The organism is Variovorax sp. Soil_C_17 (genome assembly GCF_057657265.1).
In genome coordinates this window covers 1-15388 of the sequence record NZ_JBDGIT010000014.1, presented here as the reverse complement: position 1 = coordinate 15388, position 15388 = coordinate 1, and the positions used below count along the sequence as shown (strand labels likewise).

The window sequence follows — 15388 nt, the reverse complement described above, 5'->3', positions numbered from 1 at the left end:
GAAGAGGTCGAGAGTGGAAAGGCTGGAGTCTAATTAGTTTTGCGCAGGCCAATTGGCCGGCGCTGGGGAATAATTGCAATCCGACCGAACGTGTGCCGACCGACCGACGAACTGATTCCTTCATTCTTCCGGTGGCAATAGCGCCGCGGTGTCCAGCAGCGGCATCTCTCTGGCCAGGATGAACTCGAACGCTTCGCCCGCGTGCCATGCGGCCGTGAATATCGCAGTCCGATCGTTCTTCAGCACCTGCAGCCAGCTGTCGAGGTAGGCGGCGTGCCCCTCGATGGTCGCGTCGATCAGACCGCAATGCCCCATCACGAATGCCGATCCGAGTTCGGCCAGCTTAACCCGGTGATCCGTGATTGGGCCATGTATCACCGTCATGCGGCGGCGAAGCCGACCTTCTCATCGATCGACTCGCACATCTGGCGCATGCTCTGGAGGTGGGCCGTGCGCAGGCACCCCGCCAAAGGGGCGCGATGGGTCATCAGGCGGTACTTCCGGGTAAAGAGGATCAAGGTCTTGGCCTTCGCGACGAAGGGTTCGGCCGACGGCACAACTGTCAGCCTTCAGCTCTTCCGTGCGTCGACGATAGCGGTCACCCGCCACGTCAAGGTTCCCGGGGCCGCGCATCCGTTCGACCCGGAACGGAGCGTATCTGGCTCGTCGTCGAGCCACGAAACGTTCCGTCAACTTGTTCGGTGCCACACCTTGGTGCTGATGAATGGCTTGAGCCGGATGCGGGGTGACTCGCACGTCCGGTTCTTAGGGGGCGGCGGCGCAGCAATGCGCCACTGCTACCCGACGGCGTGGCACTGTGCAGGTCACAGCAAGTCAGCCCCACCTACTGTCTTCCCTCTCTTCGGTTCAGCACGAGGCGAAGCGAGGCGGGTGGTGTCTGGAAGGTGCGCCCGCGATCGGCCGCGTCTGCGAGGACGGATTCGATCCGACACGCTCAGCGCCGGATGCGACGACAGGCCCATGCTCGGGCAGCAAACTGCGGCAGTTGCAGTTCGCAAATGCCGCCAAATGCAGGCGGCACGGTGATGAAGCTGCGTTGCCGCTCATACAACCGGCGCACGACGCTGACCATCTGCATGCGCCCATTGTTCGCGCGGACCAACAACTCGCGGCCGCAGCGCCCAATCAAGGTTTGGCGGTCCGCGGCGGATCGAAATGAAAAGGAAACGCCGGAGCCACGAATTGGCTGGGGCGCTTCTCGCCTCACACCGAAAAGGCGCACCATCGTCAGCAATAGCTACCGTGCACAGCGATTCAAGACTTTCAAGATTCTCCAAACCAAAGTATCAATATCACACTTTCACGAATCAGGATTACAGTGCGAGGTCTTAGTCAATAAATCAGGAACCAAGCAATGGCACAGGGTTACAAGCAACTACAGAAGCAGATCGAGATCCTGCAGAAGCAGGCCGACAAGCTGCGAGCACAAGAAATCGATGGCGTGGTGTCTCGCATCAAGGTCGCTATCGCGCACTATGGATTGAGCGCCGATCAACTGGGCTTCGGCGCTCCATCCGCGGGCAAGAGTAAATTCTCGGCAAAGAGATCCGGCTCGGTCTCCACCATCGCAAAGTACGCGGACGGCGCGGGTCGCTCCTGGAGCGGTCGCGGTCCCCGGCCCGCCTGGTTGCGCGAGGCACTGACCAACGGCAAGTCGCTGCAAGACTTCGCGTCAGCCGCAGCGCCGACCGAAACCAAGAGCGAGACCAAGTCGAAGTTCAAGGCAAAGGCAAAGGCCAAGCGCAAGACCCAGATTCGCTACCGTGACCAGGCCGGCAACGCGTGGAGCGGCATGGGCCCGCAACCCCGTTGGCTCAAGGAAGCCCTTGCCGCGGGAACCTCGCTCGAGCAATTGGCCGCCTGACGAAATTCGCAGCGGCGACCCGCCGCGCATCTGATCGCCAGGCCGCCCCTTCCCGCAAGGGCCGGCCGCAAGGCCCCTACGGTCAAGGCCGGAGCCGAATCTCCGGCCGGGATCAATACGAACTGCGGCAGCGCATCTCGCAGCGACACCGTCTCGACCATCGGCCGGAACCGCAGCAGGTGCCGCGCGTAGCCCCATTGCCGTGGCGCGCCGCCGTCTGCATAGCGTTCGACGGCACAAAGCCCGCGCGAGACGATCTCACGCGTGCTGATGCAGACATAGCGCGGCCCGGTTGATTCGGTGGCATGCTCGGCAAAGGCCGCGGCGACGCGCTCGGCCAGGCGCTCGAGCGATACGGACGTTGCGAACGCAAAGTGGTTGGAAACTAGCTGGGTCATGATGAGCCCTGAAGTGACACAGGCGCAATTGCCTGCGTCACCCCTGGCTCACGCGGCAGCGCAGCGCTCAAGGCCGACGCAGGCGCGCGGCACGCGCCGAGCACGCGAAGCGCGCGCAGGGCCTTGAACGTGAGCACCGCGTGATGCCCTGACCGACACAGGCAAGCCCCCTCCCCTGCCAGTACGACGCGGCAGCGAGCCTGCTCCGGCCGAAGGCCGATGGGTTCAACGCCGCCGCGCGCGAGGTTGCCGGCCGCCAATGGCGACCACCACCGCGTCCTCGCGCAGCAGCGCCGGCGCATCGCGCGCCGGCAGTCCGCCAGGGCGTTGCTGGGTGCCTGCGGTGGTGCCCCGGGTGTCCCCGTTCCAGCCGCTCAGATCCTTGGCGGCCTTCACAAAGCCAAGGCCGGCACGCCCCGCCCGTCATGCAGCGGACGAAGCGCACGCCGTGAACCCGCGGCACATGCCGCCATACCGCTTGAAAGGCCAACCGGTGAGCGCCGATGGGAGCAGCGTCAAGTTGCCGGGAAGCAAGGCGGCTATCGCACGCCGTCCACACCCACGTCGTCGGCGATGCGTTGGATCAACGCTGCACACGTAGCGAGCCGCGCCCGGTCTTCCTCGCCCAGGGCCACGCCATGGGCGAGGTTGCCCGCCGCGACGGCGACCAACATCGCTTCCTCGCGCAGCAGTAGCAGCGCCTCGCGCGCTGGCAGACCGCAAGGTCGCCGGCGCGGCTTCTGCAACGCATCGGCAAGATCATCCTCCCAGGCGCCGAGATCCTTCGCGGCCTCCACAAAGCCCAGGCCGTGCGCGGCCATGTGATAGGCCAGCACATCCCCTCCCCTGGCGCCGCAGCCGGCCATGCAACAAAAGCCGCCGCTTCGGAGGTTCACGCGCATGCTGTCGCTGCCGCCGTGGAAGGCGCAACGTGTGGTGCGCCAGGCGCCGCGGCCCAGCAGCACGAGCCCCTGGTTCTCGAAATAGCCCTGAGGCTCGGGAAGACGATGTCGAACGAGTGCCATGGAGACCTCCATGAGGAACGAAGTGGAAATGCAGCCGCCAACCAGGTGGCGAAACCCTTCGGGAAGGCAGCACCAGGAAGGGGCTGCTTCACCGCAAAGGGGTCTTCGGGTCCAGCCGGCGCTTAGCCGTCGACTGGGCCCGCGGTGGCGAGGCCTGCGCAACTCTCTCAGCCTCCCTTGAGCTGGCGCATCGCGTCGGCCAGCATCCAGAGCGCACGGTTGAGCTTCACGTTCTGGTCGATGCCCTCCACCGGCCGCGTGCGCTGGCGGCGGCCATGGGCCGTCCGGGACGGCAGCCCGCCCTTGGTCAGCGATTCCTGGATTCGGTTGAAGGTGGCCCAGAGATCCGGCTTGTCGTCTTCACGCCGACGCGGTGCGAGGACCTGCACTTCGGTGATGGGCGGTGGCCTTGTGGGGTCGTCGTACTTCAGCGCGAGCGCTGAGCGGGCGAGGATCGTGGCCTCCTCGGGCTCGAGCGTGATCGCCCGCATCGCGTCGCGCTTCTCGCGTACCAGGCCGAAGCCATCAAGGACTTCGTAGGCGCCCTCGATGACCCGCTCGACGATCTGCCCCTTGTGTGGGACGCGAACATCGCGCATGCCGTCGCCGCAGACAATGCCGTTGCAGCAGACAAACCTCAGCATGCCGGAAACCATCTGGTAGCTGCTCGTGCCGTCGTGGGAGTTCAGCAGAACGACCTCGTTGGCCTCGGTGTCGTTGATCTGGGTCGCGTGGCGCAGGCGGATCATGTGCTTCGTGAATTCATGGCGCGATGCGTCGCGAACCCGGGTTTGCGCCACCATGAACGGCGCAAAGCCTTCCTTGCGCAGACTCGTGAGCACTGTCGAGGTGGGGATATAGCTGTACTTCAGCGATCGGCTCGTGTGGGCCGCTTCCGCAAAGATCGATGGCGCCACGCCGCGCATCTGGTCTTCCGTGAGAGGCTCGTCACTGCGCAGGATGGGGGAACGAACGCCGAACTTGGATGCAAGTCGCATGATGGATCTCCTGTAAATAAAGTGCACACCGGGTCCCTAGATTCGGAGCCCAGTGGAGTTGGGTCCGAGGGCGAGTGGCTGGCTCCCGGTGGTCTCGCCGCCGTACTCCCTGAGTTCATCGCCCGTGGAACGGACGCAGACGGGCGGGGCGGCGAGCAAGGGGGAAGGTTTGTAAAGCGAAGCTTTATGAAAACCCCCTTGCAGGCGCAGCCGGTCGCCGCACCGCACGGCTGCAGAGTCCACGGGAAAAGCGATGAACTCAGGGCGTACGGAGAGCACGGCGATGCACTGCCACACGCCCTCGGAGCCGCCGCGCGGCGAGCGCCTTCACCTGCCGCAGGCAGGTCTGATCAGGGGATGTTCCGGGCGCGGCTGCCTCGTGGCGAAGCGCCATGAGGCAGCCGCGCCTTGTCTGTGCTGACGATGAATGAAGGCATTTGTGCGGAGCCGCATGGCAAGCCCGCCGGTGCGGCACGAATCGATCGAAGGCGCGGACTGCTCTACAGTCGTCCCTATGACATTGAGCCGCGGCCTGATCGGCGAATACAAACAGTTCATCGAAGATCTGAGGTGGCGTGTCGCGTCCGCGCGGTTGTCGGCCGCGCGAGCGGTCAAGCGCGACCCGATATCGCTGTGCTGGAACATTGGAAGCGCGATGACGCAGAAGCAGCAAGCCCTGGCTGGGGGCACTGCGTCGTCGAGCAGATTGCCAAATACCTGCGCGCCACGTTTCCTGGCAACCCAGGTTTCTCACTGAGTCCCCTTTAAGCACGGGCAATCGGATGCAACTCGACATCTTTGATGACGGCCGCGAAGTGATGCTGAGGAACGATGCTGTGCATGCGCTCGAGCGGCGCGATGCGTTGGCCGCTCTGCAAGCTTGCGATCGGCTTTCCCAGGAATATCCGGCCGACGACTCCTTGTCATCGCTGCGCGTTCTCACCGGCTACGTCGAGGCCGAAGTCGGCCGCGACGATGCGTTTCGCGACCACGCATCCTTGCGCGAGGCGCGACTGAAGCTGCAGGAAACGATCCATGATGCTGCGCAGCGCACCTTCGGCGGCCCTGCTGCTTCGGCCTGGCTCGCCGTGAGCTGGCAAGCACTCGCACGCCGCGCGGCGTCGCTGGCGTTCGACGCGCGAAATCCGCAGGACCATGCGGCGCCGATGTGGCTGCGTGCAGGCAACTGGGAGCCCGCCGCGCAGGCGGTCGCCACCATCGAATCGTGGCGACGAAAGCCGGCGCCGCTGGCCTGGATGGTCGAGGCCCGCTTGCACCTGTTCGGTCTGCAGGCGACTTGGCCTCTCCTCGCGGAACTGGGGTGGCTGTCGCCAGCGTTGCTCGAGGACGTCGCGCAGCGCTCGCCCGACCCGCTCTTGCCGCAGTTGATGCGCACCTTCGAGGCGAACTTCGAGGCATCCTCCTCGGGCGGTGGCGAGATCTCAGACGTGAGCTGGTTTGCGGCCTGGGTGCTCATCGAGCGCCCCGGTCTTCGAGAGCCACTGGCGCTCGCGCAAGCGTCGCAGCACAGCGCGCCGGAGCAGGCGATGCGTCTGCTGGTGGAACTCCTCGGCCTGGAGCGCCAGGGCCGCCATGCTGACATCGTCGCGCGACGCAAGGTGCTGCGCGACCTCCAGCCCGCGCTCTATGCGGCGTACATGAAAAGTCGCTGACGATGGCGCTGGACGCCGGGACTCGAGTGAACTACTTGCGGCCGGCCCCGCTTACTGCGGCAGTGGCTGCCGATTCGGCAAACTCTGCCGTCAGCGTCAGCCAAGTCTGATAGTCGAACAGGAGAAGCTGCCTCCGGGGGGTTCGCGCACGCGTCGCCCTGACCTTCCGGCGGGCGGCGGCAGGCGCGACTTTCGCATTCCCGGGAAGAGGAAGTTCGAGATTCTTAGGACGATCTTTGGGCATTTCGGAGGGTCGACGTGACGCAGGCAGCGAATGGTAGTCATCCGCTCACACAGTCACGCTTCTCGTGGGGCGTCAGGACGAGTGACCGACCTGCACGCATTCAGGATCCTGGTCCCCTGAAGCTGACACCTTGAACGCGTTGCGCCAGTTTCCGTGCGTCGAGCGAAGTCACCTAGCGGTCGGCCACGCCGACAGATCACCAGGGCGACCTGGGTTCGCGACTCGTGGCACGCCCTGGCGCCGTGAACGCGCTCGGCCGATACACTCAAGCGCATGAACAGTCTTCGCCCTGGGTCGCTTGGCACTTCTAATGTCCCCAGCTGCGAGCGTGAGCAAGGAAGTCACGATGTCTGATCTGGCCGCCATCCCGGCTGACTACGGTCATTGGCTGGCCGAGCTCAAGACACGCATCCATGCCGCTCAACAGCGCGCGACACTGGGGGTGAACCGCGAACTGGTGCTGCTGTATTGGCAGATTGGCCGCGACATCCTGGCGCGTCAGTCAGCCCAGGGCTGGGGTGCCAAGGTGATCGAGCGGCTGGCGCGTGACCTGCTCAGCGCGTTTCCGGACATGAAGGGATTCTCGGCGCGCAACCTCAAGTACATGCGCGCCTTCGCCGAGGCTTGGCCCGACGAAGCATTTGTGCAAGAGGTGCTTGCACAATTACCCTGGTACCACCAACTGGCGCTTCTCGACAAACTCGCCGACAGCGCCGCCCGACAATGGTATGCCGCCAAGGCCATCGAGCACGGGTGGTCGCGCAACGTCCTGGTCATGCAGATCGAAACCGGGCTGCAGACGCGCAGCGGCCAGGCGGTGACCAATTTTGCCCGGCGCCTGCCTGCGCCGCAGTCGGACCTGGCGCGTGAGTCGCTGAAGGATCCGTACCGCTTCGACTTCCTGGGGCTTGGAGAGGCGGCACAAGAGCGCGACATCGAGGGCGCCCTGGTGCAGCACATCACGCGCTTTCTGCTCGAGCTGGGCGCCGGCTTCGCCTACGTAGGCCGCCAGTTGCCGCTGGAGGTCGGTGGCGACGATTTCTTCGTCGACCTGCTCTTCTATCACCTGAAGCTGCGCTGCTACGTGGTGGTGGAACTGAAAGCCGGTGCCTTCAAGCCAGAGTACGCCGGACAGCTCAACTTCTATCTGGCGGCAGTTGATGCGCAGATGAGAGGCGAGCACGATGAGCCCACCATCGGCCTGCTGCTATGCAAGCAGCGCAACCGGCTCGTAGCCGAATACGCACTGCGCGGCATCGACAGCCCGATGGGTGTGGCGGAGTACCGCCTCATCGAGGCCCTGCCAGAGTCATTGGCCGACAGCCTTCCCAGCGTCGAGGACATCGAGCGGGAACTGGGCAGTGCCGAGGGTCCATGAAGGCCCCACGCAATATCTTCTGGTAGCGCTGGTGCAGGAGCGGCGAGGTCCATGCACCGCAATTTGTCTGAAGTTGGCGGTCACTCTCGTCGAATCATCCGTATATTCACATCGTAGGTCGGGCGATTTTCATGAGTTGGGCGCTGCCGCAATGGCGAGCAATTGCTTGTCGGTGGGCTTGTTCCAATTCGGACCATAGGCGCCAGCGGCGTAGAAGCTGACCATCTCATGGCGCACCATGGGGTGGGTCCAGCCCTTCCCCACCAATCGCTGAATCACGGCCGGGTGGGCATTTCGACGCACCAGGTCCTCCTGCAGCCCTTGGACTAGTTCGGCCTGATGTTCCGAGGGCAACGCGGACAGTTCGGCTGCGAGCAGTTCGATGCGCTCCGCAAGCCATTTCTTCTCCCATTGGGCCAGTCTCTCGCTGGACCCCACGTGCACGACTTCCGGCTCCTCGGCCGCCGCGACTTTCTCGATCGCCTCTTCCTGCGCGGCCACATGGCCGGGCAGCACGCTTTTCAAGTAGCGAAGCGGATCGCGCAGTGGCTCCGGAAAGGCGCTGGCCGCGCGCTTCTCGACCGCCTCGATCGCGGTGGCGACGGCAGCATCGCCAAACTCCTCGATCAGCCGCTCGATCCGTGCGTGATCGATGCCGAGCCGCTCCGCGCTGGCCAGAACACCGACATCGACCGGCTCGGCGGCCGAGCGTTGCTGCAATGCCAAAACCCGCTGGGGCTTCTTGCGGACGGTGAACTGAAGGTCCGAAACGAACCGTCCCGACTTGAACTCCACCATCTCGATCTCGATGTCCGCCAGGGCATTGATTTCGGCGAGCGCGGGCCGCAGCGTATCGCGCTTGAAGATGCGGTACTCGAGGCGCTGCAGACGTTCATCGTCGGGCCGCCCCAGCAACACGGGCCGCCACCAGGTCCATGCCTTGCGTGCCGTCTGCCCGACACCCAGATACCGGGAGCAGATCTCGTAGAGCGCCACCGCGGGATGGGAGCCCAATTGCGAGATGACCTCCAGCGACAGCTTTGCAAAGATCTCCGGATCCAGCAGTTCGTTGCGCATGTTCACTGCATACGACCATTCGACAAAGATCTGCCCGCGTTCCTTGGTGAGCCTGGCATGCGACAGCATGCCGCACACATCCCAGGTTTGCCACTCGCCCGCGGTGGGCGACTGCCACTCCACCAGCGTCGTGATCATCGAACGCAAGTGCGTCTTGATGATCTTCATGTCCCCGCTGTTGTAGTCGAGCCCTTTGACGATGTCGGTCAAGGCGGCGCGGAACGTCTCTCGCTCCAGCCCTTGGTTCTGCGCGATGTGAAGCAGCACATTCCATGTCCTGCGACCCAACGCCGTGATCTTGTTGTTCTGAGGCACCAGCGCCAGTGAGAACACGGGCTTGAGCAAGGGCACTGGGCCGCGCGCGGACGTCGACACTTCTCGGCTTGCTCCTGTGACCATGGCCCGACTGTAGCGCAGCGCCGGGTTCATGTGAAACGTCGACTCACTTGTCGCAGTCGCGCTTTCCGCCCACAAGTCACTGTAAAAGCTCCGCTTTCCGCGCCGTGGCGCGATCACCGTCGAGCGCCCAGCTCACTGAAAAAGCTCCGGTGTGGCGGCTTCGCGGGGCCAAGATTCGCCCTTGGGGCGGCTTGGAGGCACGGATTTCCCTCTAACCGTATTCACTCTCCCAGCGGCCTGAATCTGCTCCGCATCCCACCGTATCCACTCAGACATTCACTGGAAAGACTCCAGAGTTCACCGTAAGTTCTCCGAAAGTTCTCTTAAGTCATTGATTTTATTGAATTTATTCTCCATAAAGACTTAAAGGACTTGAATGTATTCGACCTCTGAAAAACCCCAGGCTGGGTTTTTGGAGCTTTTTCAGGAGAACTGATGCGTGGCTTGGACGAAACTTTGGCTGTTTGCGCAAAACACGTCCAACACGCACAATCTCGTCGTCAATCACCAACTCGTTCAATGATGGAAATTCGACCCCAGATCACGCTGGCCAGCGTGCACCAGCAGGCCGAGGATGCGGCGGCCATGTTGTCGAGCATCCGCTCGGCGATGCTGGCACCGATGGTTCGCAAGAACGCGCCGACCTTCAGCGCCGAGCAAGTGGCAACCCTGTGCGAGGCCACCTCGCGAGGTTCATTCGCTCACCGTGTTGCGAGCCGCAAGGATATGCCCTCGGGGACATTAGTGTCCAACGGGCGCAAGAGACTGTTCACCCTGGGCGAGACGCGCCAGTGGGTGCGGGATTACCGCAAGGAGGTGCTGCGTCCGGAGGGCGCCGAGGCGATCACGATCTCCATCGCGAACTTCAAGGGGGGCACCACGAAGACCACGACCGCCATGACGCTGGCGCAGGGGCTCACCCTGCTGGGCCACAAGGTGCTGGTGATCGACACCGATCCTCAGGCCTCGTTGACCACCCTCTTCGGCATCCTCCCTGATGTCGAGATCAGCGCCAAGGACACGATCATGTCGCTGGCCGATGGCTCGTCGATGACGGTGCGGCCGATGATCCGGAACACCTATTGGGACGGTCTGGACCTGGTGCCAGCGGCGAGCTCGCTGTTCGACGCCGAGTTCATGCTGCCCTCCCGGCAAGGCAAGGAGGGATTGTCTGGCTTCGAGTTCTACAAGGTCCTGGATCTCGGGATCGATGACGTCCGGGCGGACTACGATGTGATCATCATCGACAGCCCCCCTGCCCTGTCTTACCTGACGATCAATGCCCTGATGGCAGCGAACGGCATCATCATGCCGCTGCCTCCCGAGACGCTGGACTTCGCCTCGTCCACCCAGTTCTGGTCCCTGTTCTCCGACCTCACCCAGACGATGCTGGAGGGCCGCGGACAAACCAAGAGCTTCGATTTCATCAACATCCTTTTGTCCCGCGTGCCGCCCAAGGCCGGACGCGGTGCGTCGACCACGGCGGATGCCGTGCGCGAATGGATTGGCGCCACCTACAAGGAGAAGGTGCTGCCGCTGGAGATCCCGCGCACGTCGATCGCCTCGCAAAAGTCATCCGGCTTCGGGACCGTCTACGACAGCGAGGCGGGGGATGCCAAGGACAAGACCTACAAGCGGGCCCGGGATGCGTACGACCTGTTCGTACAGCACACCGAGGTCTCGATTCGAAACGCATGGGCCAGGCAGTTGCCGGGACAGGCAGGGGGGTTGTACGGTACAACCCCCCAGCGCGTGGAGGCCTAGCGCTCGTGACGAAGATGATTCAGCGGAACCCGGCCCGCTTCACGGCGCGACAATCGCCGCGGGGGTTGTACCGTACAACCCCCCTGGTTCCAGGAGGCGGACGGCATCAGGTCTGGTCGTGCAGTGGGTCGCACCCCGCTGCTCGGCGATTCATGGCCGGCACGAGAGCCGGACGCAATCCCGGCCACGCGCTGCGCTGCGCAAAGCGTTGGCTAGAACATGAACAAGGAAATCGGCAATGGCAAATAAAGACCTGGTGAAACGCGCATTCAGCGTGACGGCGAATCTCCCCACCACCAGCCAGCAGCGGCAGGACGCCACATCGGCGTCGGAGGCAGGGGAGGGCGCCAGCAAGGGGTCCGAGGCCCCTGCCACCATTGCACAATCCACACTCGGCAAACCGGCCGGATCTCCCATGGCGCCGAAGACCGGGCCCGGCTCGGTGCTTGCCTTCATGGCCGATCAGTCGGAAGTGCACCGCGAGGTCGTGCGCCTTCGCGAGCGGCTAGGGGAGTTCGACGGGGCGCAAGCCGCGAGGCGCATCGATCCGAAGCTGATCAAGGCCTCCGGTTGGGCCAACCGGGACATGTCGCACTTCAAGACGGAGGCCTTCACCAGTCTGAAAGAGGAGATCGCGAGTGCTGGCGGCAACGTCCAGCCGATCAAAGTGCGTCCGATCCAAGGTGCGGCCGCAGGCTCGCCCAGCTTCGAGATCGTCTTCGGCCATCGTCGGCATCAGGCATGCCTGGAATTGGGCATCCCGGTGCTGGCGCTCGTGCAACCCGACATGAAGGACGCTGAACTGTTTGTCGAGATGGAGCGCGAAAATCGGGAGCGCGCAGATCTTTCTGCCTGGGAGCAGGGCGTCATGTACCTGCGCGCCCTGGAGCAGGGCCTGTTCCCGTCAGCCAAGCAGTTGGCCGCCGCGATCGATAGAGACTTGGGCAACATCGGCAAGGCGATGGCCCTGGCCAAGCTGCCGGGCGAGGTCGTGCGCGCGTTCGGCTCTCCCTTGAACCTTCAGTTCCGTTGGGCCACGCCGCTCAAGGATGCGCACCAACGCGATCCTGAGGGATTGTTGGCCGCATCGCGGGAGCTGGCGACCCGGGTCCCCCCGCCTTCGCCGGCGGAAGTCTTTTCCGCACTCACCACGCAGGGCAGCGCCAAGCGGCAAGCGCCAGGAACCACGACGGAATGGAAAGACGACGCCGGCAAGCGCATCGCCTCACTTGTCGTTGACCGGAAGGGGAGACCGACCCTCTCCTTTGATCAACCGATGGGCGAGCCCCAGCGCCGAAAACTGGCCAAGATGATTGACGCCTTCGTTGGTAGCAAAGCTTGATGCTCATCCGCCAAAGGGGTGACGGGTAGTTGGCATTAAGAAGTGAATACTCACACATATATCTTTGCGACGGCGCTGAATTCAAGGGGCCATTAGGACGGCCCCGCGCGCCGTCGCGTACGGTCCTGACCAGGCTTTCACAGCCGCGCAACCAACTGCTCACGCAGCCGAGTCAAAGATCCTGTTGCATCGAAGTCGAAGCCGAACGGGAGCGCACACTTAACGCCTGCAGCGAAACCAGATGCTTAGCAACGCGCTTTAAGCAGCCGAATAACGACTCCATGGCAGCGAGATCGTCGAGAAAAACTCACGTAAAATCAACGAGTTAGGCGCAGTCTCGACACCGTCTTCTTCAGGTTCCCTTTGGGATCATCTAGAATCGCCATTGATGATTATCTGAAATAGGCTGGATTGCTCATAGGGCGCACGCCAACTTGCCAGGCAAGGGCGGGCCGTGTCTTTTTCCGACACACGCGGCTTCGGTGCGAACCGTCCGGCTTTTAATCGGCTATCTTCGTCGTGACATGACCGCCATTCCCACGCCATCTCAGCTCGCACGATTCGACGACGAGGAGCTTGGGCGCCTCGCTTTGAACTGGCGCGGGCGTGCTGGCCATGGTGATCGGGACGCGTTCGGCGTCGCTCATGCGTTGGAAGTCGAATGGCGCCGCCGCCTGCGTGCGAGCCAGTTGGCCCAGTTGCCTGCCGAGCCGGCTGCGCCTCGCCCCTGGTGGAAGTTCTGGCAAATGTCGCCGGCGGGCTCCAGGGGCGGGCCGATGTCCCCCACGTGAAAAAGCCGCCGCCGCGAAAGCTCCATCGCGGGCATTTCGCCTTCATGCGCGCGCTGGCCCAAGGCCTGGATGAGCGCGCCAGTTGGGACCGATACCTGCGCCTCGAAGGCGAACACACCGATCTGCGAACGGTGCGTCGCACGATCGCGTGGATCCGCGACGAGTTCGCGGCCGCAGCACGCCGCGAGCGCAAGCCGGGTACCGCACGGCTGATCCTGCTCGATCCCGATCGCTTCGCGTCGGCGCCGGCCCTCCCGAGCCTGGCCGAGTTCGCCGCCGCGCGGGGCCTGGAGGATTTCTCCGAAGCCGAGCAAACGGAGGCCTATGAAGCGGCCTACCCGGGCGGCGGTGGGGGAGGGCGGGGCGGTGCATCGGCCCGGCCGTCGCGGCGCGCCCGCGTCATCGACCACCAACTGCAGGCACTGCGATGGCTCGAGGGCCTGGTGGTGCAGGACCCGCGGCCCAGCGACGGCGTGGCCACGTGGCTCCATCCAACGCTCGCCGCCCGGCTCGAGCGCGCTGGCGTGCCGACGTTCGTCGCGCTCATCGACCTCATCAATGGGATCGGAGCGCGCTGGTGGGTGCAGGTGCCCGGCATCGGTGAACTCAAGGCCGCCCGGATCCTGGACTGGCTGCATGCCAACGAACAGGTGCTGGGCTTGCGCGTTGGAATCCACGTCGCCAAGCCGCGTTCGCAGCTGACGCCGACCACCCTGGCCGCCGTCGTGCCCGCCGCCACCGCCCTCGTGCCCTATGAGAAATTCGTGCTGCCGGCCGACCTCGATGGCCGGACAGGGCGCTACCGCGCGCCGCACGAGAAGTGCCTGTTGGTGGCCGCCAACGATCACGAAGCGATCGGCGCCTGGCTGGCCTCGCAACGCCCGGGCGATGGCGCAGAGGCGATGTCTTCCACCCAGCGGTCGTACCGCAAGGAGGCCGAACGTCTCTTGCTGTGGTCGATCCTGGAGCGCAGGAAGGCGCTGTCTTCGCTGTCGGCGGATGATGCCAGCGACTACCGAAGCTTCCTCTCCGATCCGCCGGCCACCTGGTGTGGCCCGCGGCATCACCAGCGCTGGTCGCCGATGTGGCGGCCGCTCGAGGGGCCGCTGACGCCGACGGCGCTGCGCCAGGCACTGATCATCCTGAGGAGCCTGTTCGCCTTCCTTGTGGGCCAGCGCTACGTGGTGGGCAATCCCTTCGCGGCCGTTGCGCTGCCGCCGACATCGCAAAGGTCGCTGGGCGCGAGCCGTACCCTGACCTTTGCGCAATGGGGTCACATCGACACCTTGTTGCAGGACCATGTCGACACGGAGGCGAGGCGGCGACTTCGGCGCGGCATGCGCTGGCTCTACGCGACGGGCCTTCGTCTGGCCGAGATCACGCGCGTGAAGTGCGAAGACCTCGAGCAACGCGAATCCAAGTCGCCCGATGGATCGATCGCCACCGACTGGCTGCTGTCGGTGGCCGGCAGGGGCGGGCATCCCCGACAGGTGCCGGTGCCGGCCGAACTGGTCGATGAGCTCGGCGACGAACTGGCGCGGCATGGCTTCGAGCGCCAGGTCGATGCCATCGGCAACCGGGGCATCCACGTGATGGCGCGGTTCGACTCGGGTCTCGACCGGCCGCCAGGGTGGTCGGCTTCCGGGCTGTACCAGGCGATCAAGGCGTTTCTGGCCCGGGCGGCGCAAGGCCTCGACAGCGTCGATGCGCAGCAACTGATAAAGGCCAGCACGCACTGGTTGCGGCTCGCGCATGCATCGCAGGCGCCGCAGGGCAGGGAAGGGCGCGCCCCTGAACCGCTGCACGTCATGCAGAACACGCTGGGGCAGAGCGGCAGGTTGCCAGGCCGACGGCCTCACGCCACCGACTTGAACAACCCGACCAGTTCGTCGATGTCCGTGGGCTTGCTCAACAGGTGATCGAAGGGGCCCGCTTGACGAAGCGCTTCCAGCCGAAGCACCGCTCCGGACAGGGCAATCAGAAGTGGTGGCTGGTCCGGGAACGCAGACTGCAACACGCGAGCCAGGCCTTCTCCATCCAGCTCGGGCATGTCAAGGTCCAGTACAGCCGCGTCGGGACGCTGTGCCAGTGCGAGCGTTGCCGCTGCTCGGCCTTCGTAAGCCACGCTGACACTGGACTCGGGCAGGTACGCAGAAAGAACGGCGCCCAGGAGGTCCGCCGTCTCGCGGTCGTCATCCACCACCAGGATGTGAAGGGATTTGGCCATTTCGTGTCATCCGCAGATACGTTAAAAAGGCCGGTAGATGAACATTGCCACTTTCTTGGAGATCGCATCCGGGCCGATTCTCTCCCCGAACGACACCCAAACTCCCCCGGCTATCGACACGTAAATTCCCCCGCCCCGGCCGTCTGGCCGTGACGGTGTAAGCGGCGCTGGCGTCTGCCGGCAGCTG

At 64.3% G+C, this 15388-nt stretch carries 14 protein-coding genes and 1 pseudogene; 8 read left to right on the top strand and 7 right to left on the bottom strand.

From position 1 onward, the window contains the following. Window positions 1-120: 120 nt before the first annotated feature. Entirely contained in the window at window positions 121-384 is a 264-nt protein-coding gene (locus tag AC3A6Y_RS31780) for a zincin-like metallopeptidase domain-containing protein (protein WP_487872204.1), read from the bottom strand. On the opposite strand from AC3A6Y_RS31780, the pseudogene AC3A6Y_RS31775 reads away from it, so the two are divergent. Continuing rightward, window positions 370-441 (top strand): annotated as a pseudogene (locus AC3A6Y_RS31775) (group II intron maturase-specific domain-containing protein); the annotation flags it as partial. The gene AC3A6Y_RS31780 and the pseudogene AC3A6Y_RS31775 sit on opposite strands and share 15 nt — an antisense overlap. A 514-nt stretch (window positions 442-955) precedes the next feature. Here the strand turns inward: AC3A6Y_RS31775 and AC3A6Y_RS31770 are convergent. After that, a complete protein-coding gene (locus AC3A6Y_RS31770; RefSeq protein ID WP_487872277.1) occupies window positions 956-1099 on the bottom strand; it encodes a hypothetical protein in 144 nt (47 codons plus the stop codon). A gap of 276 nt (window positions 1100-1375) precedes the next feature. Here AC3A6Y_RS31770 and AC3A6Y_RS31765 point away from each other — a divergent pair, with 276 nt between their 5' ends. After that, window positions 1376-1885, top strand: a complete 510-nt coding sequence (locus AC3A6Y_RS31765) for an H-NS family nucleoid-associated regulatory protein (protein WP_487872203.1) — start codon at window positions 1376-1378, stop codon at window positions 1883-1885. Window positions 1886-2508: 623 nt separating this feature from the next. Here AC3A6Y_RS31765 and AC3A6Y_RS31760 read toward each other — a convergent pair. The 3 genes from AC3A6Y_RS31760 to AC3A6Y_RS31750 form a co-directional block, all read right to left on the bottom strand. Beyond that, window positions 2509-2679, bottom strand: a complete 171-nt coding sequence (locus tag AC3A6Y_RS31760) for a hypothetical protein (RefSeq protein WP_487872202.1) — start codon at window positions 2677-2679, stop codon at window positions 2509-2511. A 143-nt stretch (window positions 2680-2822) separates the two neighbouring features. Next, a complete protein-coding gene (locus AC3A6Y_RS31755; RefSeq protein WP_487872201.1) occupies window positions 2823-3320 on the bottom strand; it encodes a CHC2 zinc finger domain-containing protein in 498 nt (165 codons plus the stop codon). Between the two features lie 155 nt (window positions 3321-3475). Further along, entirely contained in the window at window positions 3476-4306 is an 831-nt protein-coding gene (locus AC3A6Y_RS31750; RefSeq protein WP_487872200.1) for a DUF932 domain-containing protein, read from the bottom strand. 514 nt (window positions 4307-4820) lie between these two features. On the opposite strand from AC3A6Y_RS31750, the gene AC3A6Y_RS31745 reads away from it, so the two are divergent. The 3 genes from AC3A6Y_RS31745 (at window position 4821) to AC3A6Y_RS31735 (ending at window position 7601) form a co-directional block, all read left to right on the top strand. Continuing rightward, complete coding sequence (locus AC3A6Y_RS31745) at window positions 4821-5063, top strand: hypothetical protein (protein ID WP_487872199.1); 243 nt, start codon at window positions 4821-4823, stop codon at window positions 5061-5063. A 25-nt stretch (window positions 5064-5088) separates the two neighbouring features. After that, the gene (locus AC3A6Y_RS31740) at window positions 5089-5979 is read left to right on the top strand and encodes a hypothetical protein (protein WP_487872198.1); all 891 of its coding nucleotides are present in this window, start codon (window positions 5089-5091) and stop codon (window positions 5977-5979) included. A 590-nt stretch (window positions 5980-6569) separates the two neighbouring features. Beyond that, a complete protein-coding gene (locus AC3A6Y_RS31735) occupies window positions 6570-7601 on the top strand; it encodes a PDDEXK nuclease domain-containing protein (protein ID WP_487872197.1) in 1032 nt (343 codons plus the stop codon). A 129-nt stretch (window positions 7602-7730) separates the two neighbouring features. Here AC3A6Y_RS31735 and AC3A6Y_RS31730 read toward each other — a convergent pair whose 3' ends face one another. Then, on the bottom strand, window positions 7731-9107 hold the full coding sequence (locus tag AC3A6Y_RS31730; RefSeq protein ID WP_487872196.1) for a RepB family plasmid replication initiator protein: 1377 nt from the start codon (window positions 9105-9107) through the stop codon (window positions 7731-7733). Between the two features lie 489 nt (window positions 9108-9596). On the opposite strand from AC3A6Y_RS31730, the gene AC3A6Y_RS31725 reads away from it, so the two are divergent. From AC3A6Y_RS31725 to AC3A6Y_RS31715, 3 genes are all read left to right on the top strand, one after another. Continuing rightward, window positions 9597-10841 carry an AAA family ATPase gene (locus AC3A6Y_RS31725; RefSeq protein WP_487872195.1) on the top strand — a complete coding sequence of 415 codons (1245 nt, stop codon included), beginning with the start codon at window positions 9597-9599 and terminating at the stop codon, window positions 10839-10841. Window positions 10842-11079: 238 nt separating this feature from the next. Then, window positions 11080-12183 (top strand): ParB/RepB/Spo0J family partition protein, encoded by a 1104-nt coding sequence (locus tag AC3A6Y_RS31720; protein WP_487872194.1) that lies wholly within the window; start codon window positions 11080-11082, stop codon window positions 12181-12183. Between the two features lie 787 nt (window positions 12184-12970). Next, window positions 12971-14893, top strand: coding sequence for a site-specific integrase (locus AC3A6Y_RS31715; protein ID WP_487872193.1), 1923 nt, complete (start codon window positions 12971-12973; stop codon window positions 14891-14893). Here the strand turns inward: AC3A6Y_RS31715 and AC3A6Y_RS31710 are convergent. Next, the gene (locus AC3A6Y_RS31710) at window positions 14830-15201 is read right to left on the bottom strand and encodes a response regulator (protein WP_487872192.1); all 372 of its coding nucleotides are present in this window, start codon (window positions 15199-15201) and stop codon (window positions 14830-14832) included. The two genes, AC3A6Y_RS31715 and AC3A6Y_RS31710, sit on opposite strands and share 64 nt — an antisense overlap. Window positions 15202-15388: the final 187 nt, after the last annotated feature.

What these genes read in the sequence shown, in the direction of transcription:
- AC3A6Y_RS31730 (WP_487872196.1), bottom strand. Translation starts at nt 9,107, where the DNA reads ATGAACCCGGCGCTGCGCTACAGTCGGGCCATGGTCACAGGAGCAAGC.
- AC3A6Y_RS31765 (WP_487872203.1), top strand. Translation starts at nt 1,376, where the DNA reads ATGGCACAGGGTTACAAGCAACTACAGAAGCAGATCGAGATCCTGCAG.
- AC3A6Y_RS31710 (WP_487872192.1), bottom strand. Translation starts at nt 15,201, where the DNA reads ATGGCCAAATCCCTTCACATCCTGGTGGTGGATGACGACCGCGAGACG.
- AC3A6Y_RS31735 (WP_487872197.1), top strand. Translation starts at nt 6,570, where the DNA reads ATGTCTGATCTGGCCGCCATCCCGGCTGACTACGGTCATTGGCTGGCC.
- AC3A6Y_RS31755 (WP_487872201.1), bottom strand. Translation starts at nt 3,320, where the DNA reads ATGGAGGTCTCCATGGCACTCGTTCGACATCGTCTTCCCGAGCCTCAG.
- AC3A6Y_RS31745 (WP_487872199.1), top strand. Translation starts at nt 4,821, where the DNA reads ATGACATTGAGCCGCGGCCTGATCGGCGAATACAAACAGTTCATCGAA.
- AC3A6Y_RS31720 (WP_487872194.1), top strand. Translation starts at nt 11,080, where the DNA reads ATGGCAAATAAAGACCTGGTGAAACGCGCATTCAGCGTGACGGCGAAT.
- AC3A6Y_RS31740 (WP_487872198.1), top strand. Translation starts at nt 5,089, where the DNA reads ATGCAACTCGACATCTTTGATGACGGCCGCGAAGTGATGCTGAGGAAC.
- AC3A6Y_RS31725 (WP_487872195.1), top strand. Translation starts at nt 9,597, where the DNA reads ATGATGGAAATTCGACCCCAGATCACGCTGGCCAGCGTGCACCAGCAG.
- AC3A6Y_RS31750 (WP_487872200.1), bottom strand. Translation starts at nt 4,306, where the DNA reads ATGCGACTTGCATCCAAGTTCGGCGTTCGTTCCCCCATCCTGCGCAGT.
- AC3A6Y_RS31770 (WP_487872277.1), bottom strand. Translation starts at nt 1,099, where the DNA reads ATGCAGATGGTCAGCGTCGTGCGCCGGTTGTATGAGCGGCAACGCAGC.
- AC3A6Y_RS31780 (WP_487872204.1), bottom strand. Translation starts at nt 384, where the DNA reads ATGACGGTGATACATGGCCCAATCACGGATCACCGGGTTAAGCTGGCC.